The organism is Limnothrix redekei LRLZ20PSL1, assembly GCF_043235035.1.
Classification (GTDB): domain Bacteria; phylum Cyanobacteriota; class Cyanobacteriia; order CACIAM-69d; family CACIAM-69d; genus CACIAM-69d.
This window is the reverse complement of sequence record NZ_JAZAQF010000069.1, coordinates 91881-116838: the sequence shown is the minus strand read 5'-3', so window position 1 is coordinate 116838 and position 24958 is coordinate 91881. Positions and strand designations below refer to the sequence as shown.

Genomic DNA, 24958 nt, shown 5'->3' with positions numbered 1-24958 from the left:
TAGCACCGTCAGGTTAACCCACCCCAAGAACCGGTCGTGAGTAACCCGAATAACCGTCGTGCGACCAGTGCTACTAAGCGCAGCGTTCCTACTAAATGCGGTTGTCCAACAGTTTCTTCGTGGCTTCCACAATTTGGGCCGGCTGCACGATCGTCAAATTCTCCAACATCCCGTTATAGGGCGTGGGAATATCCTGCGAAGACAACCGTACCGGCGGCGCATCCAAATCGTCAAAGCATTGTTCAATGATTTGGGCCGTCAATTCTGCCGCAATGCCGCCCGTCTTCATGCACTCCTCCACAATCAGCACCCGATGGGTCTTGCGCACCGAAGCGGCGATCGTGGCCATATCCAACGGCTTCAAGGAAATCAGGTCAATCACTTCCGGATCGATCCCTTCCTTCTCCAGGGTTTTCACCGCCTGCATCACGTGGTGGCGCATCCGGGAGTAGGTGACGATCGTGATGTCTTCGCCCGATCGCACCATTTCCGCCTTGTCCAGCGGCAACAGATATTCCTCGTCCGGCAAATCTTCCTTCAGGTTGTAGAGCAGCACATGCTCAAAGAACAGCACCGGGTTGTTGTCACGAATTGCCGACTTCAACAGACCCTTAGCGTTGTAGGGCGTGGAGCAAGCCACAATCTTCAACCCCGGAACCGCTTGGAAATAGGCCTCTAGGCGCTGGGAATGTTCTGCCCCCAACTGGCGACCCACCCCGCCGGGGCCCCGGATCACCATCGGAATCGTGAAATTACCACCGGAGGTGTAGCGCAGCATCCCAGCGTTGTTGGAAATTTGGTTAAAGGCCAGCAACAAGAAGCCCATGTTCATGCCTTCCACGATCGGGCGAAGACCCGTCATGGCCGCACCCACAGCCATTCCCGTAAAGCTGTTTTCCGCGATCGGGGTATCCAGCAACCGCAGATCGCCGTATTTCTTATACAAATCCTTGGTGACCTTGTAGGAGCCGCCATAGTGACCCACATCTTCTCCCATCACCAACACCCGAGGGTCACGGGCCATTTCTTCGTCGGTTGCTTCACGAAGGGCGTTGAAGAAAATCGTTTCTGCCATCGGTTTGTTGTGGAATTCGTTGTGGAAGTTGAATCAAGGTTGGCTCAGCGGGGTTTATTGTACCGCCAAGGTTGCGCCCGATCGCGCCTAACTCCGGCCGTGGGGCCCCAAATCCCGTCACGGTTTGTTCAAAAATCAACCTTAACGATCGCCCCCAACCCACAGAAACCAAGCCACAATACGAGGCAACGCGCACCGCAAACCGCGCCACCGTAAATCGCGAAATCGCGCCACCGCAAACCACACCCCAAACCCCGCGCTCGCTAGGGTTTTGATTTCTAGGGTTTTGACTTTTTAAGGACGGATTCACTATGGGCCTACTCGACAGCGTGTTTCGGAAAGCAACTCCCGACGGGACGATCACCCTGTCCTCGCCCGAGGCGTTTGCGGCGATTTTGGTGATTGCCATGGCCGCCGACGGTTACGCCACCGATGAAGAAGTGCGCACCCTCCGCGACAGCCTCTATCGAATGCAACTATTCAAGCGCTTTGACGAAGAGCACATGGCCAAAATGATCGACAAACTCCTGGGCATCATGCAATCCCAAGGGCCCGATGCGCTGTTTCAAGGGGCCCAAGTGGCCTTGCCCGAAGACCTGCGCGAAACCGCCTACGCCGTGGCCGCTGACATGACCCTCACTGACGGAACCTTGGATGTTTCCGAGCAAGAATTTCTCACGGAACTGGCCAGCGCCCTCGCCATTTCCCCCCAAACCGCTGAGTTGTTGATCACCGCCATGACCATCAAAAATCGCGGCTAAGCAAAGATCGCGACTAAGCAAAGATCGCGGCTAAGGCTGAGGCCAGCAGGTCAGCAGCCCAAGAATCGCGATCGGGGGTAGGCCACCCCTAGAAGCGCAGCAGTTTTTGAGGGCTAATCCGAGGGCTAATCAACGGAGCGATTGACCACCGCCCCAGAAAGATTCCCCCAAAAGCTCGTTTGGGGAGCACCGTTTGCTAGGCTGGCTTTGCACCGAAATGCAATCTCCAACGTTCCTCAATGGGCGCGACTTTAGAACAAATTGCCAGCTACCTCGATCGCCGGGGTTGGACCTACGACATTGACCACGAGCGATCGTGGATTGTCACCGCCGTTCAGGCCGACAACCTCGATGACTTTCAATTGGTGGTGCAGCTCGAAGAAGAAGGGCGTTTTTTCAAGCTGTTTGCGCCCCAGGTCATCAGCGGCATTCAAAACCACCCCCACAAAGCCGCCATTTTGCAAACCATGCTGAGCATTTCCTGGGAAACCAAAATGCTCCAGTGGGAATATGACCCCTCCGATGGAGAAATTCGAGCCATCATTGAATTTCCCCTGGAAGATGCTCCCCTCACGGAAAAACAATTTAACCGCTGTTTGGTGGGGCTGATTCAAATTGTTGATGATTTCGCCATGCCGCGACTGATGGCGGTTATGGAAACAGGGCTGGACCCAAACGATGAGGAGGCTGGGGAGCGGCTGTTATTGGCCCTCCAGGAAGAAGCCCCCGGCCTGTTGGGCATGTTGGAACGGGCCATGGAGGCTCGCAAACGGCGCGGCTTGTTCCCTTGAAGAACCAACGGCGCGATCGATCCAACGATTGGTCTCCACCAGCGCTTAATCTCCAACCATGATCAGAGTGCTGACAAAGAGCTGCTGAGGGCAAGGGCATTACGCGAAGTCGAGATGCGAAGTCGAGATAAAGAGGGTCGTTTTGGGTTGAGTCTTTTACGGTTCCTCTGCGATCGGCGGTGGATTGATAGTTGATTGGGTTGCCGAGGCCTGCAAGGAGATGCTGAGGCCGGTGGCCAGGAATCGGCACAGGAGCGAGAGGAAAAGTGATGATCAACACGGCAAGGGGCGATCGGGTGGACATGGCTCCCGTCACGATCGCCATCATTGGTGCGGGCGTTTGGGGAGCGGCCTTGGCCCGGCTGGCGCGGCAAAATCCCCAGGCGATCGTGCGGCTGTGGTCGCGGCGAAGTCCCGAGAGTCTGGCGGAGGCGATCGGGGGAGCCAACTTTGTCCTGTCGGCGGTGTCGATGAAGGGGGTAAGCGACTCGATCACCCGGTTAGCGGCCACGGAGATGCCCCCCTCCACGGTGTTGATCACCGCCACCAAGGGGCTGGATGCCCAAAGCCACCAAACACCTTCCCAGATGTGGCACTCGGCTTTTCCCCAGAACCCGATCGTGGTGTTGTCGGGGCCCAATCTCTCCCAGGAAATTGAACATGGGTTGCCGGCCGCGACGGTGGTGGCCAGCTATGACCAAGGGGCGGCCGAAGCAGCCCAGCGGCTCTTTGCCTCTAATGTGTTGCGGGTTTATGCCAACCTCGACCCGATCGGGACGGAATTGGGCGGAACCCTCAAAAACGTAATGGCGATCGCGGCGGGCGTTTGTGACGGTTTGCAATTGGGAACCAACGCCAAGGCGGCCCTCCTGACCCGGGCCCTGCCGGAAATGATTCGGATTGGCACGCATTTGGGGGCCCAAGCGGAAACATTTTTTGGGCTGGCGGGCTTGGGCGACTTGCTGGCCACCTGCAACAGTGCGCTCTCGCGTAATTACCAGGTGGGCTATGGGTTGGCCCAAGGGAAACCCCTCGATCGCGTCCTGGCGGAAATTCACAGCACCGTGGAGGGAATCAACACCGTGGAAGTGTTGGTGGCCATTGCCCGCGAGCAACAAATTCCCGTCCCGATCGCCCGTCAAGTCCATCGCCTGCTGCATGGCCAAATCACGCCACAGCAGGCCGTGCGCGCCTTGATCGATCGCGACCTCAAGCAAGAATTTGAAGACGAGCTACTCTGAGCCAGCGGCCCGTTAATCTCTAACTCAGCCCCAACTCAGCCCCAACTCAGCCCAAGTCCCACAAGCCAACCGATCGCCCCGCCAAGCACTCGCCAAATTGCCCGTAAAATAAGGATTGGCTCATGGCTTCCAGGGCCGGCGTTTCCCAACTCAACGCCCCTTGCCCAGGCGATCGCCTTTCCCTCGCCGGTTGAAATCACCGTTGAAATTCCCATGCAAGACTTTTTGAATAATGTTTTACGCTATCCTCGCTTTCTGATTAGCTTCAGCCTGGGCGTGGTGCTCACGCTGCTCTCGCCCTTTACGGGATTAATGAAAGACCGGCGATCGGCCATTGCCGTGGGCTGCTTATTTGCCTCTGCCTTGGGATTTGTGTTCTTCACGCTGCGGGCCATGTTGGGTTTGGCGGAAGTTCAATAAAATTCAACGGCAAAATTCAGCGGCAAAATTCAACGGCCAGCGTTTTCGCGGCATTTCGACTGCATTTTTGGAGAATTGAGCAATGGCTACAAACCGGCGAGTCGCGCGGGTGGCGGAAATGATTCGGCGCGAAGTCAGCCAGATGCTGATGAATGATATCAAGGACGATCGGGTGGGGCTGGGGATGGTCAGCGTCACCGATGTGGATGTGTCCGGCGATTTGCAACATGCCAAGATTTTTGTCAGTGTCTATGGCACGACGGAAGCTCGCGAAGCCGCCATGGCTGGTTTGCGATCGGCTACTGGCTATGTGCGCAGTGAATTGGGGCAGCGGGTGCGGCTGCGACGAACCCCGGAAGTGATTTTTATCGAAGATAGTTCGATCGAGCGGGGAAGCCGCGTTCTCAGTCTTTTGGAACAGCTTGAACAACACCGCAAAGAACATCCCCTGGACTTGGAGACGGATCACCAAAATGGGGCCAATGCAGCCTTAGTTGATGATGAACTAGATGACGATCTAGATGATGAATTCGATGACGAGCTAGACGACGAATTTGAAGACGAGTTCGACGATGAAGACGATGATGAGCTAGACGACGAAGACGAACTTGATCATGAATTAAATGCAGGATCGGAGGCTGGCGAATTGCAATGAGTTACCTAGAAACTGCTGCTGATTTTTACCGAGCTGCCGCCGTTACCCCAGAAGTGGGGCTGTGTTGTGTTCAAGGCAGCACGGTGCAATTTCCAGGGCTGCGAATTCCCGCCCGCATGTCCAACATGAATTATGGTTGCGGCACAACCGTGCAGCCCACGGAACTCACTGGACAACCCACCGTGCTCTATGTGGGTGTGGGTGGCGGTTTGGAAGCTTTGCAATTTGCCTATTTTTCGCGGCGACCGGGCGCGGTGATTGCGGTGGAGCCGGTGGCAGAAATGCGATCGGCGGCGATCGAGAACTTACAGCAAGCTGCCCAGTTAAACGACTGGTTTGATTTGAGCTTTGTGCAAATCGTGGCCGGTGATGCCTTTGAATTGCCGATCGCCCCTGAGTCAGTGGATGTGATGGCCCAAAACTGCTTGTTCAATATTTTTGAACCGGCAGATCTCGATCGGGCCCTGGCGGAAGCGCACCGCGTTCTGAAGCCCGGCGGCCGGTTGATGATGAGCGACCCGATCGCCCAGCGACCCATCCCCGAACACCTGCGCCAGGATGAACGGCTGCGGGCCATGTGCCTTTCCGGGGCCCTCACCTACGAAGCCTATGTCGATCGAATTGTGGCCGCCGGATTTGGCCAAGTGGAAGTTCGGGCCCGCCGTCCCTATCGCCTTCTCGATCGCGCCACTTATCAAATTGAGAGTGACCTGCTGCTCGAAAGCCTCGATAGCGTTGCCTTTAAAGTCCCCATTCCTGAGGATGGCCCCTGTATTTTCACGGGCAAAACAGCCATTTACACCGGCCCCCAAGATCACTACAACGATGGCCAAGGCCATCAACTCGATCGGGGCGTACCGGCGGGTGTTTGCGACAAAACCGCCGCCCACTTGGGAGCCAAAGAACCCAAGCAAATCACCATCACCCCCTCCACTTGGCACTATCGCGGTGATGGTTGCTGTTAGGAATTGGCGCTGGCGCGGAGCCAAGCCGCTTCAGCACTGTTCCGGCTCAAATCCGGCTCAAACGGCCTCGGCACGCAGGGTGATCGGCAGCTCAATGCAGAATTCAGCCCCCGCTCCCTTGGCTGACTCAACGGTTAATTGCCCGTGGTGATGATTCACAATAATTTGATAGCTACTGGCCAAATTTAAGCCCACCCCTTGCCCGATCGGCTTTGTGGTGAAGAAGGGGTCAAATAATTGGCGCTGAACTTCTGGGGAAATTCCCACCCCGTTGTCCCGAATTCGCACCTGAATGGTGGTGGGGCTGGTGTGTTCGGTGCAAATCCAAATCGTTGGATCTTCTTGAAGTTGCTGTCTTTGCATCGCAGAACTCAACGCCTCGATCGCATTATTCAGAATATTCAAAAAAACCTGATTCACCTGGCCCGCATGGCACTTCACAGGCGGCAAATCTCCATAGGTTTTAATCACGCGGATTTTTAAATCGGCTAAGGGTTGATTCAGCAACAGCAAAGTGCTGTCCAGCCCGTCGTGCAAGTTCATCGACTTAATTTCGGCTTCTCCTAATCGCGAAAAAATGCGCAAAGCCAGAATAATTGACTGAATGCGATCGACTCCATTTTGCATCGCATCCACCAATGATTTAAAGTCCCGGGCAATGAACTCCAAATCGATTTCTTTCAGAATCCTTTGCACCGACTCCGGCGGATTAGGACAAGCCGCTTGATACTGATTCAGCAACTCAAATAGCGTGGCCAAATACTCCCTTGCAGGCGACAAATTACCCGCAATGAAACTCAGGGGATTATTAATTTCATGGGCCATTCCCGCAGCCAACTGACCAATGCTAGCCATTTTTTCCTGCTGCAACAGTCGCAAATGGGTTTGGCGTAATTCTTCCAAAACCCTTTGTAGGGTTAAGTTTTGGGCAAGGAGGCTCTCTTGAGCCCGCTTCAGAGCGAGCTGATTTTCAATGCGGGCAATGACTTCTTCTAATTGAAAAGGTTTGGTGATGTAGTCAGCGCCGCCCATTTGAAAGGCTTGCACTTTATCCTGGGCGCTATCCAGGGCACTCAAGAAAATAATCGGAATCTTTTTGAGTTGATCATTCTCCTTGAGGACTCGACAAACTTCATAGCCATTCATACCCGGCATGTTGATATCCAACAGAATCAGGCTAGGCGGATCGGCATGAATTGATTGCAAGGCCATGGGGCCATTAAGGGCCTTGCGAACCAAGTAACCCTGTTCTACTAGTAAAGAGGATAGGAATTGAATGTTGGCGATCGTGTCGTCAACAATCAGAATGTCCTCTTTTGTGTCCGATTGGGTAGACATCGCGGGTGCAACCGTGGCGTTCATCGGCAAAACTCAGGAAATGAATATCAATTCTGCTCGGGCCAGAATTTGATAGGATAGGCGCTCAAAAAATTCTCCATTTCGGCAACTGTGAGGGGTTTAGCCACCCAATAGCCTTGAATGAAATCACATTTAAAGTCTTGTAATTTCTGGAGTTGAGCGATCGTTTCAACGCCTTCTGCCACAATCTGTTTTTGCATGGTTTGGGCAATGTGGATGATGGCAGCTACGAGTTCACCCCGTTCGTGGGACTCATCCAGGGGCGTGATGAAGGAGCGATCGATCTTGAGAATGTCCACGGGCAGTTTTTGTAAATAACTCAGGGATGAGTAGCCCGTTCCAAAATCATCGACGCAAATTTGAATTTGTCGATCGCGCAAATTATTCAAAACGGCAATGTTTTGAGGAGTGTGGCCCATAAACACCCCTTCGGTAATTTCTAGCTTGAGACAGGAGAGATCTGCGGCCAAGTCTTGAGCAATTTGATTGAATTTTTCCAGAAAATCCTGTTGGTTAACTTGGCGAACCGAAAGATTCACGCTCACAAATAAAGGTCGATCGCGGGGTCGATCGCGATTCCACTGTTTGATCTGTTTCAGCGCTTCGGTTAACACAAATTCCCCAATCGCCACAATTAATCCTGTCTCTTCTGCGACGGGAATAAACATTGAAGGGGGCACATAACCATGAACGGGATGGGGCCAGCGCACTAGGGCTTCGCAACCGGCCAATTCTCCCGTGGCCAGGCAAACAATGGGCTGATAGGCCACTTGCAGCGCCTGGTTTTGGAGGGCATGACGCAGCTCGGTTTCCATCTCCAGGGTCTGGAGGGCGTAGCGATGCATGGCCTTGTTGAACTGTTGGTATTGACCCCGGCCCATGGTTTTGGCTTGGTACATGGCCGCATCGGCATCCCGCAACAGGTGTTCCGGATGGTTGTAGTTGTCGGAGTCTACGGCAATGCCAATGCTGGCGTTGGTGAAAATTTCATGGCCCTGGAGCTTAAACGATCGCTGCAAGGCTTCCATGACCCGATCGGCATAGGTTTGGGCCAAGGCAAGGGGATCGGGCCCCTGTAGCAGCAGGGTGAATTCATCGCCCCCGAATCGCGCCATGAGGTGGGGCGGCTCCAGCAGGGACTGAAGCCGTTGAGCCAGGCTAATCAATAATTGATCGCCCACAAAATGCCCCAAGGAATCGTTCACCACTTTGAAGCGATCGCAGTCAACAAACAGCACTGCCACCCGATCGGCTTGGGCTTGGCGAGCGGCTTGAAACCGTTCCGCCAACTCCCGCATGAAGGCGGTGCGATTGGGCAACCCCGTGAGGTCATCCCGCAGCACCAAATCCATCAGTTGTTCTTGTAGCCGCTGGCGCTCTTGAATTTCCGTATGCAGTGTCGCATTCGCCTGCTCCAGGGCCCAAGTGCGCTCCCGCACACGCCGTTCCAAGTCCAAGTTCAGCGCAGCCATTCGCTGTTGGGCCGATCGCGCCTGCAAGTGGGTGCGCACCCGGGCCAGCACTTCCTGGCCATGAAAGGGCTTGGTGATGTAGTCTGAGCCGCCCGTTTCAAAAGCCCGCACCTTGTCGAAAGTATCGCTGAGACCACTGAGAAAAATGACGGGAATGTCGGCCGTGCTGGGATCCGCCTTCAGGGCCTGGCAAACGCTGTAGCCGTCCATGTCCGGCATCATGATATCGAGCAGAATCAAATCTGGCGGATCGGCGGCCACAGACCGTAAGGCCATGGAACCGTTGATCGCCTTGCGGATGTGATAGTGCTCACCAGCTAAGAGGGCTGCTAAGAGCTTCAGGTTTTCGGGGGTATCGTCCACAATCAAGATATCGGCCGGCTGGAGATCCACCTGTTGAAAACCAGCTTGCTCGATATCGGTGTCAGCATTAATGTCAGCCATTACAGGGGTCGCGGCCCGATCGGGAGCGATCACCGCAGCGGCCGCGGGTCGATCGAGCGGTTGGTCAGCATGGGGCCAGCCGCTCGATCGATCCAGGCCAGACTCCTGGAATTCACTCACAACCCCGGGGAAATGTCCCGCAAGAGGCGTGTGAGTGGCGGGAGGCGAGTCCGATGACGGGTCGGACTGGGGAGCAGGGTGCGACATGGCAGGCAACAACTCAGACGGCATATTGAGATAAACGGACTGATCTAGGGGACGGATTGCGCTTCATCCAATAATTCCAACACCCGATCAAACCGCAAACCATCAATCCATTGGTTGAGGACTTGCCGCAGGGCGTTGGCACTGTCCGGCAGCGCTTCCAGAAGTTGCAAGGCTTGGCTATCGCTGCCTCGGGTGACGGCCGCTCGGAATTGCTGCTGCCAAGGGTCAGGCAAGCTCACCAGTTGGGTCAGCAAGGTACGAGGATCCGTATCGATCGGGGTGGTGTTGGGTTCCGACTCCGCAGGCGCTTGGTAAAGGTATTGCACCCCTAGTTTTTGACCCAGCAACTCCAGCAGATCAGTGAAGTTAAAAGGTTTACAAATCAAATCATCACAGCCGGCCGCCAAAATTGCCGCTCGATCTTGATCAAAGGCGCTGGCCGTTAAGGCAATGATCAGAGTTTGGTGGCCGCCGGGCTGGGATTTGATCAGGCGGCTGGCCGCATAACCATCCAAACCGGGCATTTTCATATCCATGAAGATGGCCTGGGGATGGTGCTGTTGCCACAGTTCAACGGCCATTTGACCATTGATGGCGGCGATGGTCTGAAAGCCCACTTGGTTCAGCAAGTCCGTTAGCAGGGCGCGGCTGTCCGCATGGTCATCGGCCACCAAAATCAAATAGGCCGGTTGCCCCGGAGCCAGCCGCAGGATGGGTTGCTGGGAAGCGGAGTCGATCGCGCCGCTGGTTTCTGCCCGCTGGGCTTGGATCGTGACCGTGAAGGTGGCTCCCGTTTGCGGTTGACTATAAACCGAGATGTCGCCCCCCAACAAGCGGGCAAATTCCCGAGAAATGGACAGGCCCAACCCGGTTCCCTGACCCGATCGCTGGCCAACGGCTGTTTGCTCAAAGGGCCGAAACAGTTGGGCAATTTCTTCGGCAGATAGGCCCGGCCCCGTGTCGCTGATGTTGAACTCCAGGCTAATGGCGGCGGGGTCGGTCTCGCAGGTGGGCGGGGTCTCGGTGATCAGTGACGATCGCTCCCCGATGGCAGTGGTTGGCAACTCCCGCGCCGTTAAAATCACCCGCCCCCGATCGGTAAATTTCAACGCATTGCCCAACAGATTCAGCAAAATTTGCCGCAATCGGTTCTGATCCGTGATCACAAATTGCGGCAGGGTGGCCGATCGCTCAAAAAGCAACACCAACCCCTTGTTTTCCGCCTTCACGGTCAACAGGTCTTGCAAGGTGTCTAGCAACCGATGCAGATCAAACCGCTCCAGTTGCAGCGTCATTTGGGCCGCTTCGATTTTGGACATATCCAAAATGCTGTTGATCAGGCCCAAGAGATGCTCGCCGCTACGGTTCACAATATTGGTCTGTTGGCGGTGGGTCAGGGAAAGGGACGGATCTCGCGCCATCAGTTGGGTAAAGCCCAAAATCGCATTCAGGGGGGTGCGGAGTTCATGGCTCATTTGGGCTAAAAAGTGACTTTTGGCCCGGTTGGCTCGATCGGCCTCTTCCTTGGCAGCCAACAGTTCGATCGTTTGCTGTTGGGTTTTGGCGAGCAATTCGGCCTGTTGCACGGCCACGCCAAATTGCTCGGCAATCCGCACCACGCTGGCCACTTCCACCTCCGTCCAACTGCGCGGCTGGTCATTTTGGTAGCAAGCCAACAGGCCCCACAACTGCTCCCGACAGAAAATCGGCACGATGATATAGGCCCTAGCCTCCAAGGCCTCTAACAATCGGAGATAGCAATCATCGAAACCGTAGGCATAGATATCACTGACACAGCGACAACTGCGGGTGGTTTGGTAGCTGCCCCCTTGGGTGTCTTGGAGGTAGGTGTCTTGAATCAACAGGTTTTGGCTATCGATCGTTTTGATAATGCATTCCGGGCGATCAACCGCAATTCGCTCAATGGTGGTGTTGTTATAAACCGGTGTCCAACCGGGAACCACGGCCTCTGAAACCACTCGCCCACTCCAGTTCGGCTCAAAGCGGTAGACCAAAACACGATCGCACTCAATGATTTGCTGAAGCTCGCTGGTGGTGGTATCGAGAATGGTTTGTAACTCCAGGGTGCGCCGCATCCGTTGAATCACGCGGGCGATGGTGGTTTCGCGGCGGGCAGTTTTTTGGAGGGCTAACTCAGCCAGCCGGCGATCGGTAATGTCCGTCAGGGAACAAACCACCCGCTCCACCTGCTGATCTGCATTCAGAATTGGATCCGCATTCACCAACAACCAGCGCCGTTGTTCGCCTTCGTTCAAGCTCAAGATGGTGTTGGCCAAGCGCCATTGGGGATTGGTGGCGCGATCGGCTGTCCAAGATTGTCCCGTCGATCGATTGGCGGCCCCACCGTTACCGGTTTCACCCCCATCCCAACCCAAACTGGCGCTGAAGCTGGAACTGAAGCCAGTGAAATTGGCTTTCAGCAGGTTGCCCACGCCTCGGTTCACCGTCGGGCGATCGGGCACGGTCGCATCCGGCTCCCCCAACGCCAAAATCTGCTGAAGCGGCATCAGATCTTGGCCAAGGGTGAAGTCATTCGGATTGAGGGTGGGCAACCCCGCATGGAAAATTTGCCCCTGAAGGGCCTCCACAGAAGTGCCCAACAGCTTGGCCGCCATGGGATTGCAAGACAAGATGCGCCCACCCGCATCCACCAGCAACACCCCCGTTGGCAGGCGATCGATCAGCAATCGAAACCGCATCTCACTTTCGCTGAGGGTTTGCTCTCGCACTCGCTGTCGATCGAGCATCCGCTCAAACGTTGAAATGGCCAGAGCAATCACCAAAATGACGATCGCCCCCAAGGCCACATCCACCGCCAACCCCGCCGAAGTGATGCTGGGCAAGTTGGAAGGCTGATTGAGACCCCCGCTCCCGATCGGGAAATCTGGGGCCTGCTCCGAAAACCCAAAAACCGAGTGATTCACCATCCAAAACTGCGTGCTGGCCATGGCGGTGTAGTGCATCCCCCCAATTCCACAGCCCATGATGATGGCGCTACTGAGGGACTGCCAGGTAAAGGGAATTCCACTGCCAGCCGCCTCTATGCCCGATCGCCCCAACCGCAAAGACAGCCAAGCCGCCCCATAGGCAGCCACCAGAGCAATCACCACAGAAGCACCAACCCCCGGCCAGGAATAATGCACTTCCCCGGGTAACTGCATCGCCGCCATGCCGGTATAGTGCATCGCCACGATCGCCAGCCCCATGCACAGCCCCCCCACCAACAGTGAAAAGCGCACTGTGCTGCGGCTCATGACATACAGGCCAATCCCCGAGGCAATCAGGGCCCAAAACAAGGACAGCAACGTGGTGTTGAGGTCGTAGTGAACGGCCATGGGCAACTGAAAGGCCAACATGCCCACAAAATGCATGGACCAAATGCCCACCCCCATGGCTAGGCTGCCACTGACCAACCACAGCGTCTGTTGGCGAACGGTTTGGGCCAGGCGCAACCGGCCCGCCACATCGAGGGCCGTGTAGGATGCGACGATCGCGATCGCCAGCGAAGCACTAACCAACGACCAGTCATACATCCCAAAAACGGGACTCAGCAGAGGCTCCATGGGCAATTGTTTAACAATTCAGGGCTGTAGTGGCGGGTAGCAATTACTTCGGGCAATTACTTCGGGCAATTAGAGCTTGTTTTGTATAGTTTTCCCAGCCTCACGGGGAATTTGGGCCCTGAGGAAACAACTGCGTTGCTGATCAGTGGTGTTGCTGATCAGTGGTGTTGCTGATCAGTGGCGTTGCTGATCAGTGGCGTTGCTGATCAGTGGTGTTGCTGATCAGTGGCGATCGGTCACGATGATTAGTCCCGATGATCAATACCGAATGATCAATACCGACAAGCACTATCGATCGATATCGATACCGAACCGAATATCGATAACTGAAACTGAATCCTGTTAACAGCCTGTCAACGTGCCTCTTTCAATGTGCCTCAATGAGCCAATTTGTGCATCTTGCACCTATGGATTTTCCTGTGGATCTGGTGGAGCTGATTGATCAAGTTATTGATCGAAGCTGACCCAGAGTCGGTAATTGGTGAAGCCACCCATCGTGCCCACGGAAATGTCATAGCGAGCATCCTCCAGGGCCCGGAAGCGTGTTTTGCTGACCTGGCGGGCCAGGACGCGGCCGTCATCATTGGTTAAATCGAACCTGGCGCGACCATTGTAAGAATCAAGCCGTACCTCAACCGACCCGGCCGGTAAATCCACCTGCCAGATATCTTGCTCGCCACTGGTCACCTCTCCTTGGGCCGTACCGTAGCGGCTGAGGGGGTCGATCGACAGGGCGTAGGTGTTGGAGCGACCGGCCAGGGCGGGGCCCGCCTGGAAAGGACGAGTCACCACCTCGCGCTCCCAAGGATTGCTCTCGTCGCGGTTGGTGGATTGGGGCCGCTGCTCGATCGGGGACAGTTCCACCGACAGTTCATAGGTTTCCGGGCCGCGCAAACTGCTGACCACCACTTGGTATTGGCCTTCGCTGGGAATTTCAATGAATGCTTCGCCTGTATTGGTGGCCAACCGAGACCCATCGGGCCCCAACACATCAAAGCGTGCATTGCTATTGCGGGAGGAAATCAACACCTGCATTCGCCCGGGCCGCCCATTCACCAACCACACATCACTGCGATCGCTCGTGACCGTGCCGGTGGCCAGGCCGGCCGTCCCGGCCGCGTTCAAAGACAGCACTTGCGGGCCACTGGCCGTTGGGGGCGAGGGCCGAAAATCAGAGCTGGAAAAGTCCACACAGCCCACGTTCGATCGCGCACCACTGGGAACGATCGCCCCGCAAAGGTTCGCCCCATCGAGGCGTGCTCCGGTTAAATCTGTACCCCACAGGTAAGCGCCCCGCAGATCCGCGCCGCTCAGGTCGGCTCCCCGCAAGTTGGCCCGAATAATCAGCGTTTCGCGCAGGTTGGCCCCTCGCAGGTTGGCCCCTCGCAGATCCAACCCATTCAAATCATTGCCCTGAAGGTTGCAACTGGGGCATTGGTTGCTTTGCACCAAGTTGCGCCGGTTGAAGGTGGTTTGGTTAAAGTCGCTGGCCTGGGCGGGAGTGGCAAATCCCATGGCCAGGGCGGCGATCGAGCCAGCTAACCCCCAGCGGCCGACGGCGGAAACGGCAGTAGCGGCCAGGGAACGATTGCGGAAGTGGGATTCGATCGCGGACATGGCAGGGAAATATTGTTGAAATGCTGGCTGAAATTCGGGTGGAAATTCGTTCTTGGCGAGGTCGTTTGGAGGCAAGATGCTCTTGCGTCCCTTCGTTTTTAGCATTCGTTGGCGAAGACGGCGAGCGATCGGGGGACGGCAAATGGATTCAGGAAGAATTGCCCCCAGGCCTCGATCGGATCTCGCTTGGTTGTTGATCGGCTCTCGCTTGGTTTTTGACCGGTTCCTCGATCGCTCCTTTGATCAAGATTGCTTCTTTGATCAACTGATCAGCGCAGGGTCAGCCCAGTGGCCGATCGCCCTGCTCAGTTTGGCCGCTGGAAGACTCGGCCGGCAACCAAATCAGCCAACGATCAAGCACCCGCACCACAGCCCCCTGAGGCAGGGAACGGGTTTGGCTGCCCTGGGGAGCGTTCACCAAAGCCAACACCGCCGCCACTTGGGCGTAGGTGGGCGATCGGGCGGTTTGTTGGGTTAACCAACGACGCAACACCCGCCGCTGAAGGGCGATCGGCTCCCGTTGCAGTTGAGCGCGATCGAGCCGATCGCCCCCATTGTCCCGACCTGGCCCAGCGCGATCGTGCCCATGGGTCTCCAGCCATTGGGCGGTGAGCTGTTCTAACCATTGAGTCTCATCCGCCAATAGTTCCGCCGTTTGGGCCAAGTGGCGTTCCACCTGGGGGTTAAACGCTGCTCGCAACAGGGGCAATACCTGCGATCGCAACCGGTTCCGAAAATAACGCTGATCCTGATTGGTGCTGTCTTCCCAGCGGGGTAACTGCCAAGTTTGGCAAAATTCTGCCGTTTCTGCCCTAGTCCAATCCAGCAGCGGACGCACCAATTGCAGCGACCCGAGCGATCGTTGCCAATCCAAAGACCCCAAGCCATCGCTCCCACTGCCGCGAATCAGGTGATGCAACAAGGTTTCTGCCCGATCGCTGGCCGTGTGTCCCGTCACGATCGTGCTGCAACGGTGCTGTTGGGCCAAGCTGCTCAAGGCATCGTACCGCCAGGCACGGGCGGCTGCCTCGTTGGCTTGGGGTGCGTCCCAAGTGGCCAGGGCAGCGGGCAACCCCCAATCGTTGGCTAATTGAATCACGAAGTCCCCATTGGCGGCCGCATCGGAGCGCCAACCGTGGTTGCAGTGCCCCACCACCAATTCCCAATGCCAAAGGCGGCGTAAATCTACCAACAACCGCAACAGGCCGATCGAATCTTGGCCGCCGGAAACCGCCACCAGCACCCTGGTTCCGATCGGGAGTAAGCCGCGCGATCGCAGGGTCTGATGAAAACGGGCATGTTGATCACTCCAGGGTTCCGCCATCCTTGCTGTTCCCCCTGCACCTCAAGGAGTGGAATCGCCTAGGACTATCACCGAGCGCCCTAGGACTATTGCCTAGAACTTGGGCAGCTCAACGGCGGCCAGCGAATCGCGCCGCTTGCGAGGCTTGGCCAAGGTGGGCGCGGGCCATTGGGGCAACGGTTCTGAGGTCGCCACTGGAGTCGATCGCGCCGGCCAATCCATCAACTCCGCCTCTAAGGACAGCACTTCCGCCAAAGGTGTCGCTAAATCTTCTCCATCAATGGGTTCAAGATCAATGGGGTCAATGGGTTCAATCGGATCCGGTTGCCGAGATCGATCGCTCCGATCCGGTCGATCAGGCTCCGACAGCGGATCGAAGTCCGGCGAATGGGAGTCAATGGGGTACAAGTTAATCGAAGGGCGGGCCGGGCGATCGAGCTGGGCCGATTCGGCTTCGATCGCCGCTGAAATCGCCATTGAATCCGCTAGTGACGGTGGCGAGCTACTGTGGTGCGATTCGGTCAAGGGTAGTTGGATTGATCGCCTCGGAGCGGGGGCCGGCATGGGGGAAACTGGGCTGGGCAGATCTGCTTGCTCTGTTTCCGCCAAGGCCATCAACCGGGCCAACACGTCACTTTGCTCCGTAGGACTGAGGGGACGGGGCCAATCACTCAACCACAGGGCATCCGCTAGATCATCGAGGCCATCACGATCCAGACCCGCGAGGCCATCGGTTGCAACCGCGTCCGGCAGGGATTCCCACTCGGAGGCCGCCCCATCGGCCTCGATCGGGGGTAAAGCCTTGGGCGTAATGTCTTGTGCCTGATTGGCGAGTGCGCGATCGGCTGTTACTGGATCGATCGCCGCCAATTGCGCTCGCTGCCGGATTTGATAGGACAAATTCGGTGCGGTTTGCTCTAAGTCCCAATTCAGCAAGGCCAAAATTTCTTCAGTCCGAATGGCATCGATCGGGTCAGCCGGCCGCTCCACAGGTGGCTCCGGTGCTTGGGGCAGGGTTGCCGTTGCCGCCCAATCCCCATCAGCCCAATCCCCATCAACCCAGTCTTGATCAACCCATTGATCCTCTTGATGATCAGTCAAGTCACATTGATCATCCGTCAAGTCACCGGAGGACGGCTCAGATTGCGTCAGGGCCGCTGGATGCGCCAGCGATCGGGGTTCCGTTTCGTTCAGGGGCGGCAACACCGATCGCCCATATTCCTGCTCCAGGCATTGTTCCAAGGCGGTTCGCAGTTGCAGGGTTTGCCGTTGTTGGCGCTTGAGTCGCTCCTGCAAGTCCTGTTGCCGCCCTTGCAGTTGCATCAGCTCATCGGCTTGCTTCAAGCACTGTTCTTGCAGCAATGCGCAGGCCCGTTCCAGTTGGGCAATGCGTCCCCGATCGCAGGCTTCCTGCTGCACCCATTCCGCCCGTTCCTGATCCTGTTGGGCCAACTGGGTTTGGGCCGCTGCCAAGGCTTCAGCCAAGCGCGTCGCTTCCTGTTTGGTGCTCTCAAAATCTCGCGATCGCGCGTCGTAGAGGGCCTGTTGGGTTTGGGCCCGCATTTGTTGCAAATCCAGCGTGGCCCGGCATTCCGCCACCGCCGTTTCCAACCGGGCCACCTGTTGCCGCAATTGCTCGTTTTCTTGATTCAGGGTCTCCGCCACTGCTACCAATTGGGCCACATCCGTGGGCCCGGCGGGCAACCCGCCTGAGGATCGATCGCCCCTGAGTCGGGAGTCACCCAATCGGGAACCACTCAAGGCGGCATCATTAAGCCGAGAACCCCTCAACCGAGAGCCGCCGTGGTTGGGTTCCTCGCGCTGGAATGGTAACTCCGCAGGCGATCGGGCTGGCCGATTACCTGACCAATAGGGTTGCAAAACATCCGTGCCCGATCGCGCCGGTCCCGTTGCTGCTGGGTTGGTGCTGGTCGGATGGGTGATTGGGGGGGCGACCATCTCCGAACTCGGATTCACCCCCGCTTCCATACGATCGCCCTGATCAGCCAGGTGATCCATGGCCGAGTCCGCTCCGTCATCCGCTCCATCCTCGACCAATGCTTCCAAAGACAGTGCTCCCGGAAAATTAACCGTCGTCCAGTCTTGGTCAGAATCAGGGCAAGGGGGCGTTAAATCCATAGTCGCTGCTCGGGCCGTTTCGCAAGCGTCCCAAAAAAGGGTGGCTTTCTCAGTAACGCATACAATTTTCTGGAGTGCAATTTTTTCTGGAGTGCAATCCACAAAACGCTAATCTGACGTTTTGATAATGGGATTAATGATGGGCCGCTCCCTGATTTTGCTTCCTGATTTTAAGGTTGCCACCCCCACCAGAGCCGCGCCCCAGCGACCAACAACAGCACCCCAATCGCCACCCCATCCCGGGCCCGCAGCCGAGGCACAGACAGGGGCAAAGAATGACGATCGGGAGTGGTGAACCCACGTACTTGCATGGCGGTGGCCATCTGTTCCGCCCGCATTAGCAGATTTTCCAGCAAGCGTTCTGCCAAAATCAGCCAAATTTTGACCGTGCCACGCCAGCCCAGCCGCCGCCAGTTGATGGCGCGGGTGCGAATCGATCGCACCAAATTTTGCACCTCTTCCAACACCAGCGGAATGAACCGCAGGGAGAGGGTCAACGTCAAGGTCACTTCTGCCACGGGCAGGCCTAAGCGTCCCAAAGGAGCCATCAAACTTTCCAAACCGGCTGCAATTTCCTCGGGAGCCGTGGTCAGCAAAAACAGCGTGGTGCTGTAAATCAGAATAAAGACCAAAGTGCCAACCCGTACGCCCAAGCCCAGCGATCGCCGGGACACCTTCAACCAGCCCTGTTGCACCAGCCAGTATCGATATTGGGTTGGTTGGGGCAAGACCAAGGATTCAGAGGCGATTGCCTGGCCCACTGGGGCTGAACCGCTAGCCGGGTCTTGAGCATTTGACGAATTCAAACTTGACCAATTCAAGTCCGCAGGCGATCGGGGTTGATATTTCAGGCCATAGCCATCGGGAGACAAGGCCGTGAGCAAGGTGGCAAAAAAGCCCACCAGCAACAACCAAACCAACTGCTGTCGCCAAACTCGCCAGGGAATTCCGGCCCCCACGGTCAACAGCACCAACAGGGCCACTAACCCCAACCGGGCCACCCCGCTGGCCAAAACGGGCATCAGCAGGAAAGCCAGCAGCCAACCCAGCTTCACCCGAGAATCCAGGCGATGGAGCCAAGTTACCGGTTGTTCAAGGTACAGCCCCAAGGGGAGCGATCGCATTAAGTCCATGAACGGCAGCGCCTAGGACAGCACTAGTTGGCGAGCGTATCAAACCGCACGAGAGATTGGCGCTGCTCGATCGGCTGGTACGATGCCTCATGTTCACCCGTGTAGATTTGGGTGGGTCGGAAGATGCGATTGGTGGACAGTTGTTCGCGCCAGTGGGCTAACCAACCAGCCACGCGGGCGATCGCAAAAACCGGCGTGAACAGATCCGTCGGAATGCCCAGGCGACGATAAACCAAGCCCGAGTAGAAGTCCACGTTGGGGTAAATGCCCTTGTGACCCAGGCGATCGGACACGACGCGCTCCACTTCCAAGGCCAAGTCGTAATATTGGTCGCGGCCCAAGTTGTCAAATAGTTCTTCTGCGAGGCTTTGCAGCACCGTAGCCCTTGGGTCTTTGACCTTATAAACCCGGTGGCCAAAGCCCATGATTTTTTGCTTTTCCGCGATGCACCGATCGATGTAGGGAACCACATTCTCGATCGAGCCGATCGCCTCCAGCATATCGATCACTTCCTCATTAGCCCCGCCGTGGAGCGGCCCCGCCAATGTGCCCACCGCCGAAGCCACCACCGCGTAAGGGTCGGTCATGGTGGAAGCGGTCACCATGGCCGAGAAGGTAGATGCATTGATCGTATGCTCCGCATGGAGGATCAAGCAGGTGTCAAACACCCGGGCCGCCAGGGGATCTGGCTCGCGCTCATTGAGCATGTACAGGAAGTTGGCCGCATAGCCCAAATCATCCCGGGGTTGAATGGGGTCATTGCCCTTGCGGATCGATTGGAAGGCCGCCACCATCGTTGGAATCTTGGCCAGCAACCGAATAGCCGCTTGACGAATATAAGCCGGGTTGGGCAGGGCCCGCCGCGAATAAAACAGCCCCAGGGCCGCCGCTGAAGCTTGCAGTGCATCCATCGGGTGACCGCTTTCCGGGAAGCATTTCATCATGTCCCGAATCCGGAACTTCACCCGCCGGTGATAGCGAATGTCATGCTCAAATTCTTCCAACTCCTCCCGGGTGGGCAAACAGCCCCAAATCAACAGAAAGGTGGTTTCCAGGAAGGTGCTATGCCGCGCCAACTCCTCGATCGCCATCCCTCGATATTCCAAAATGCCGTTTTTGCCATCCACATAACTGATGGCCGATTGGGTTGCGGGAACACCTTCGAGACCCGGCCGGAATTCACAGGCAGGGGCAGCCGTTTTGGCTGAGTCGCCAGTGCTTTCGTTGACGCGATCGGAAGTCGCTGGTGTAGCCATAGGGCAAGGGCAGAAAACTATAGGAATAATCGGGGAGGGGTCAGCCAAAAGAGCTGGCTGCAACCAAGAGGAGAACCCATGGGGGGCAAAATCAAACCAATAATACCTGCTTTTTTCAGCACGATTGTGTCCCGTGCGTCATTGATCGGGTTTCCATCGCCCCAGATCAGTTGGTTGGCCCACTGGCTGAGGGTGGGTTCGTGGCCCACCAGGGCCAGCCGCAGCCGGGGAGAGGGCTTGGCGGGAAAGGCGGCTTGGGCCAGGTGCTGAGTTCGCCACTGATCGTAGCGCTCTAACCAGGGGTCGATCGCCCGATCGGGTGTCAGTTCGGGCCAAATCTCCACTTGGGCAGCCAAACCCACTCCTTGCAGGATGGCGGCGGTTTCCCGGGCCCGCACGAGGGGACTGGTGACCAGGGTGTCAAAGAACAGTTTCTGTTCCCGCAGCCGATCGGCCATGGCACGGGTTTTGGTTTGGCCCACAGGGGTGAGGGGGCGATCGTCATCGTTAACATAAGTGCCGCGTTCGGCGGCAATGCCATGGCGAATTAGATATAGCTCAATGGCAGAAATCACGGAAGACATGAAAGTTTTAGCCAAACCGGTAGCCAAACCAGGTTAGCCAACTCCGGGGTTCTCATCAAATTTCCAAAAGTTTCCAAAAATTTCCAAAAATTTCCAATTTCCGCCGTGGCTAGACCGCTGCTTGCCCGATCGAGGGGTGATTGGCTCGCACACAATAGCGATCGCGCCCGGCCTGCTTGGCGCAGTAGAGCGCTGAATCGGCCATGGCAATCAGGGTAGCGGGTTTGCAGTCACTGCTGGGCACGAGGCAAGACACGCCTATGCTGACCGTCACAAAGGGGGCCACAATCGATCGCTCATGGGGCAGTTGACGACCACGGATCCGGGTGCGGACTTGGTGGGCAATGGCGATCGCCCCTTCCAAGGGAGTCTCCGGCAAGATAATGGCAAACTCCTCTCCCCCGTAGCGAGCCACCAGATCCGCCGGCCGGCAAATCATGTCTGCCAACACTCGCGCCACTTGAATCAGGCAGTCATCGCCGGAGGGATGACCATAGCAATCGTTGTAGGCCTTGAAGCAGTCCACATCCAACAACAACAGACTCAGGGGACGGCCCGATCGCGCCAAGCGGGCCCACTCCCGGGCCAGGTGTTCATCGAACCCACGTCGATTGGCCACTTGGGTTAGCCCATCCAGTTGGGCCAAGCGGGTCAGTTCTTGGTTGGCCCGCTGGAGTGCCTGTTCAGCCCGTTGCCGCTCCAAAATTTGGATTTCGAGCTGACGATTCGCCTCAATCAGGGCTGCGGTGCGATTAGCCACTTCCGCTTCCAGCGATCGGGAATAGTTGGCCAGAATGGTGGCGGTTTTTTGGCGTTCGGTGATGTCTTGAAAGGTGACCACCGCATAGGCAACCTGCCCCGCTTCATCGGTAATAGGCACAGCCCGCATTTCAAAGGGAATGCGCCTGCTGCCTCGATCGAGTTCAATGGTTTCCGTAACGGCGGCTTGGCCCGTTGCACCCAACTGCACCGGGATCTGAGCCAGCTCAATCGGTTGATCGGTTCCGGCCCGATACAGGCGATCGGCTAGCGACACCGACAAGGGCGCAGCCGAATTTAAACTTGGGTCTAAGCTCGGATCTAAGTTCGGATCTAAATTGAGCAATTGTCGTCCCAAGCTGTTCAGGTAGAGCAGGTCACCCCCCGCTTGATAGACCGCCACCCCCACGGGCAACGCATCCAAAAACAGGGCAATTTTGCGCTCATGCTCGGCGGCCACTCGCTGTTGTTGCAGTTGCAGTTGGCGCACTTGCAAATGGGCCCGGGTGCGGGCAATCAGTTCGCCGGCCGTCACCGGCTTGGTGAGGTGATCGTTGGCTCCCGCCGCCAAGCCGGCCACAATTTCCTGGGGACAGGCTCGCTCGCTTAACAGGACGATCGGCAAGGTCTGGGGTGACCAGGTTTGACGCAACTGAGCAATCACCTCGTAGCCCGTGAGGTCGGGCATTCGCAAATCCAGCAACAGCAAGTCAGGCACAGGGCCTTGCTGAATTTGGGCCAGGGCCGATCGCCCACTGAGGGCCACAGACACCCGAAACCCCGGTTCCAGCGCTAACCAGTTGGCCAACCCTTGCAAAATCAACGGATCATCATCCACCACCAGAATGTGAGACGGCAGCAAATCGGGATCGGTGGTGGTTGGGGGCTGGGGCTGGGGCGCTGCCCAATGGTCGCTGGGGGCGATCTGGAGGGTAGGGGGTTCCCTTGTCCAGGCGATCGGGATTGTGAAACTGATGCGCTCCCACAACCCGGGAGCAGCAGCCGTTGTGTAATCTCCCGGGGAATTCTCCGAATGATTCTCCGAGTGATGCCCCCGGCCATGGCCGCAGGAATCGCCCAAAGCCAACGTTCCCCCATGTAACTCCACCAGGCGCTTGGTGATGGTTAAACTCAGACCACCGATGGAGTCTAACTGAGCCGGTTCTAGGACTAGGGGCGGGAGAGGATCAGCCACCATGGGCAGAACCACACCCCCCTGAGCAAGGGCCGACTCTTGCCCCCAAGACCCGATCGCCGGTTCCGGGCCCCGATCGAGCGTTGAAACCCGCACCATATCTTGCTCAGACAAAAATTCAGCCGTAATCAGAATCTGTTGGCCCGCAGCTTGTTGAATGGCATAGTCCAATAGATTCAGCAAAATTTGCTGGAGCCGATCAGGGTCAGCCATCACTGGCGGCAACTGGTCAGGAATTTGCATCACCAGGGTCAGATGTCGTCGATCGGCCAGGGGCTGCAACATTGTGATCGCCACCTGCACCGCCGATCGCAAATCGATCGCCTGCGGATCCAAACGCACATCCCCGTAGCGCAACCGCGCCACATCCAGCAAATCATTCACCAAGTTTTGCAGGCGCTGATTACTGGTCAACAACAGTTCCAAATTTGTTTTTTGCAGGGAAGTCAGCGGGCCGCCCGTCCCCCGCAACAGAGACTCCACAATGGCAATCATCCCCGCCAAGGGCGATCGCAGGGCGTGGGAGGTACTGGCCAAGAACTCATCCTTGAGCCGATCGATCCGCCGTAGCTCCTGATTTTGGGCCGTTAGTTGAATAAAAGCCCCCTCCACGCAATTGGCCATGAAGTTAAAAGCCCGGGCCAACTCCCCCAGGCGATCGGGGCGATCGTCCCCCGTCACCCGTCGCTGCCACTGGCCACTGGCCAGCGCTTGGGCCGCCTCATGCACCTCCATCAATGGCCGCGTCACCCAATGGGCCAATCCCCAACCCGTAAACCCCGCCAGCACCATTGCACCGCCGCACAACCCCAAAATTAGCCATAGATTGTGCTCCAGGGGACTGCTATAGACCTGATGAGGAGTCACCACCACCAACCACCAGTCCAAACCGCTGGCATCGTTAAACGGCCGCAAAAAAACGGCGTATTGTTCCTCACTCACCGTGATCGTGGTTTGGCGATCCTGAAGCGGTTGCTGACCCTGAATTAACCGCACTGCAGCCCGGGCAGCCTCCGCCGTCACGGGATTTTCGCTGCGGGTGGCCGTCAGGCGCTGGCGACCCCCTCCAGACAAGGACAGCACCGCCGGCTTTTCCCCCGTGGAGGCAGCAATTAGATGGCCGCTTCGTTCCAAGATCAGAAGTTGCCCCGGTTTTCCGGCCTGCATTGTGGCCAGCCGTTGCCCCAGATGCGAAAGCCGCAACCCCGCCATCAACACACCCAGCGGATGCCCCCGATCGCCCCACAACGGCTGAATTACACTTAAATAAGTCGTGGTTTTCTGAAATGGGGGATCAATAATACTCCAAGTGGGTTCCCCTGTCCCGACCGCCATTCGATACCAAGGCTGCTGTCGCAAATCTGGATGGGGAACATCGGGCAAACAATCAACCTGGGCCTGGCGATCGCCCCGATGGTTCACGAGATACCGACAAAGCCTTCCGTTGTCAGTGGTGCTGCTGATCCGCAGCTTGCCCTGATGGTTACGCTCAACCCCCGTGAATTCCCCGGTCGCCGTCGCAAACCCCACCAAGTCCACATCATCACTGGTAATCACCTGATTCCACAGGTAGCGATCGAGTTGAACCCCTTGCGGCATGGTGTTGGTTTGTTGAGTCCGCTGGCCAGCGATCGGGCGCAAATTATTCGCATTTCGTTGGTTCGCGTCTTGCAACCCGCGCAAAACCTCCTGCAACAGGTCATCGGCGCGATCGGCCGTATCCCGCTGCATTTGCGCCAACACACCCACAATGGACGATTTGCCGCCGGCATAGGACAAATATCCCACCAAGCTCACGATTACCAAGATCTGCGCCATGAATGGCACAACCAACACGATCGGGAGTGGCAAGCGTCGCAACTGCTGAATCATGAAAACAGTTTTCTGATCAAGGTTTTCTTCACAATTGAGGTTGCGGCATCATCCGGCTTGCCAAGCAGCGACCAAACTCAACCTCGATCCCATCCCAACCACAGCAACGGTTCACGACAAATAAAA

At 56.9% G+C, this 24958-nt stretch carries 16 protein-coding genes and 1 pseudogene; 6 read left to right on the top strand and 11 right to left on the bottom strand.

Annotated features, from left to right (window positions below):
• Window positions 1–91: 91 nt before the first annotated feature.
• Entirely contained in the window at window positions 92–1075 is a 984-nt protein-coding gene (locus VPK24_RS11710; RefSeq protein ID WP_099531451.1) for an alpha-ketoacid dehydrogenase subunit beta, read from the bottom strand.
• Between the two features lie 311 nt (window positions 1076–1386).
• Between VPK24_RS11710 and VPK24_RS11705 the strand changes: the two genes are divergently transcribed.
• The 6 genes and pseudogenes from VPK24_RS11705 to arsM all read left to right on the top strand — a co-directional run bounded on the left by VPK24_RS11705 (window position 1387) and on the right by arsM (window position 5908).
• Window positions 1387–1836 (top strand): tellurite resistance TerB family protein, encoded by a 450-nt coding sequence (locus VPK24_RS11705; protein ID WP_393013487.1) that lies wholly within the window; start codon window positions 1387–1389, stop codon window positions 1834–1836.
• A 239-nt stretch (window positions 1837–2075) separates the two neighbouring features.
• The gene (locus VPK24_RS11700; RefSeq protein WP_190354885.1) at window positions 2076–2627 is read left to right on the top strand and encodes a hypothetical protein; all 552 of its coding nucleotides are present in this window, start codon (window positions 2076–2078) and stop codon (window positions 2625–2627) included.
• Window positions 2628–2896: 269 nt separating this feature from the next.
• A complete protein-coding gene (locus VPK24_RS11695) occupies window positions 2897–3868 on the top strand; it encodes an NAD(P)H-dependent glycerol-3-phosphate dehydrogenase (RefSeq protein WP_393013684.1) in 972 nt (323 codons plus the stop codon).
• 213 nt (window positions 3869–4081) lie between these two features.
• Window positions 4082–4288 carry a DUF751 family protein gene (locus tag VPK24_RS11690; protein ID WP_099531454.1) on the top strand — a complete coding sequence of 69 codons (207 nt, stop codon included), beginning with the start codon at window positions 4082–4084 and terminating at the stop codon, window positions 4286–4288.
• 82 nt (window positions 4289–4370) lie between these two features.
• Window positions 4371–4760 (top strand): annotated as a pseudogene (gene rbfA / locus VPK24_RS11685) (30S ribosome-binding factor RbfA); the annotation flags it as partial.
• Window positions 4761–4939: 179 nt separating this feature from the next.
• Window positions 4940–5908 carry an arsenosugar biosynthesis arsenite methyltransferase ArsM gene (arsM, locus tag VPK24_RS11680; protein ID WP_393013483.1) on the top strand — a complete coding sequence of 323 codons (969 nt, stop codon included), beginning with the start codon at window positions 4940–4942 and terminating at the stop codon, window positions 5906–5908.
• 57 nt (window positions 5909–5965) lie between these two features.
• Here arsM and VPK24_RS11675 read toward each other — a convergent pair whose 3' ends face one another.
• From VPK24_RS11675 to VPK24_RS11630, 10 genes are all read right to left on the bottom strand, one after another.
• Window positions 5966–7270 (bottom strand): hybrid sensor histidine kinase/response regulator, encoded by a 1305-nt coding sequence (locus VPK24_RS11675; protein ID WP_393013480.1) that lies wholly within the window; start codon window positions 7268–7270, stop codon window positions 5966–5968.
• 23 nt (window positions 7271–7293) lie between these two features.
• Complete coding sequence (locus tag VPK24_RS11670) at window positions 7294–9390, bottom strand: putative bifunctional diguanylate cyclase/phosphodiesterase (RefSeq protein ID WP_393013478.1); 2097 nt, start codon at window positions 9388–9390, stop codon at window positions 7294–7296.
• Between the two features lie 44 nt (window positions 9391–9434).
• Window positions 9435–12974, bottom strand: coding sequence for an MHYT domain-containing protein (locus tag VPK24_RS11665; protein ID WP_393013475.1), 3540 nt, complete (start codon window positions 12972–12974; stop codon window positions 9435–9437).
• A gap of 447 nt (window positions 12975–13421) precedes the next feature.
• A complete protein-coding gene (locus VPK24_RS11660; RefSeq protein WP_393013472.1) occupies window positions 13422–14591 on the bottom strand; it encodes a pentapeptide repeat-containing protein in 1170 nt (389 codons plus the stop codon).
• Between the two features lie 280 nt (window positions 14592–14871).
• Window positions 14872–15915 (bottom strand): tRNA lysidine(34) synthetase TilS, encoded by a 1044-nt coding sequence (tilS, locus tag VPK24_RS11655; RefSeq protein ID WP_393013469.1) that lies wholly within the window; start codon window positions 15913–15915, stop codon window positions 14872–14874.
• A gap of 72 nt (window positions 15916–15987) precedes the next feature.
• Window positions 15988–18033, bottom strand: a complete 2046-nt coding sequence (locus VPK24_RS11650) for a hypothetical protein (RefSeq protein WP_393013466.1) — start codon at window positions 18031–18033, stop codon at window positions 15988–15990.
• 170 nt (window positions 18034–18203) lie between these two features.
• Window positions 18204–19166, bottom strand: coding sequence for an energy-coupling factor transporter transmembrane component T family protein (locus tag VPK24_RS11645; RefSeq protein WP_393013463.1), 963 nt, complete (start codon window positions 19164–19166; stop codon window positions 18204–18206).
• 23 nt (window positions 19167–19189) lie between these two features.
• A complete protein-coding gene (locus VPK24_RS11640) occupies window positions 19190–20422 on the bottom strand; it encodes a citrate synthase (protein WP_190354878.1) in 1233 nt (410 codons plus the stop codon).
• Between the two features lie 17 nt (window positions 20423–20439).
• Window positions 20440–21006, bottom strand: coding sequence for a phosphohistidine phosphatase SixA (gene sixA, locus VPK24_RS11635; RefSeq protein ID WP_190355024.1), 567 nt, complete (start codon window positions 21004–21006; stop codon window positions 20440–20442).
• Between the two features lie 109 nt (window positions 21007–21115).
• Complete coding sequence (locus tag VPK24_RS11630) at window positions 21116–24832, bottom strand: diguanylate cyclase domain-containing protein (RefSeq protein WP_393013459.1); 3717 nt, start codon at window positions 24830–24832, stop codon at window positions 21116–21118.
• Between the last annotated feature and the right edge of the window lie 126 nt (window positions 24833–24958).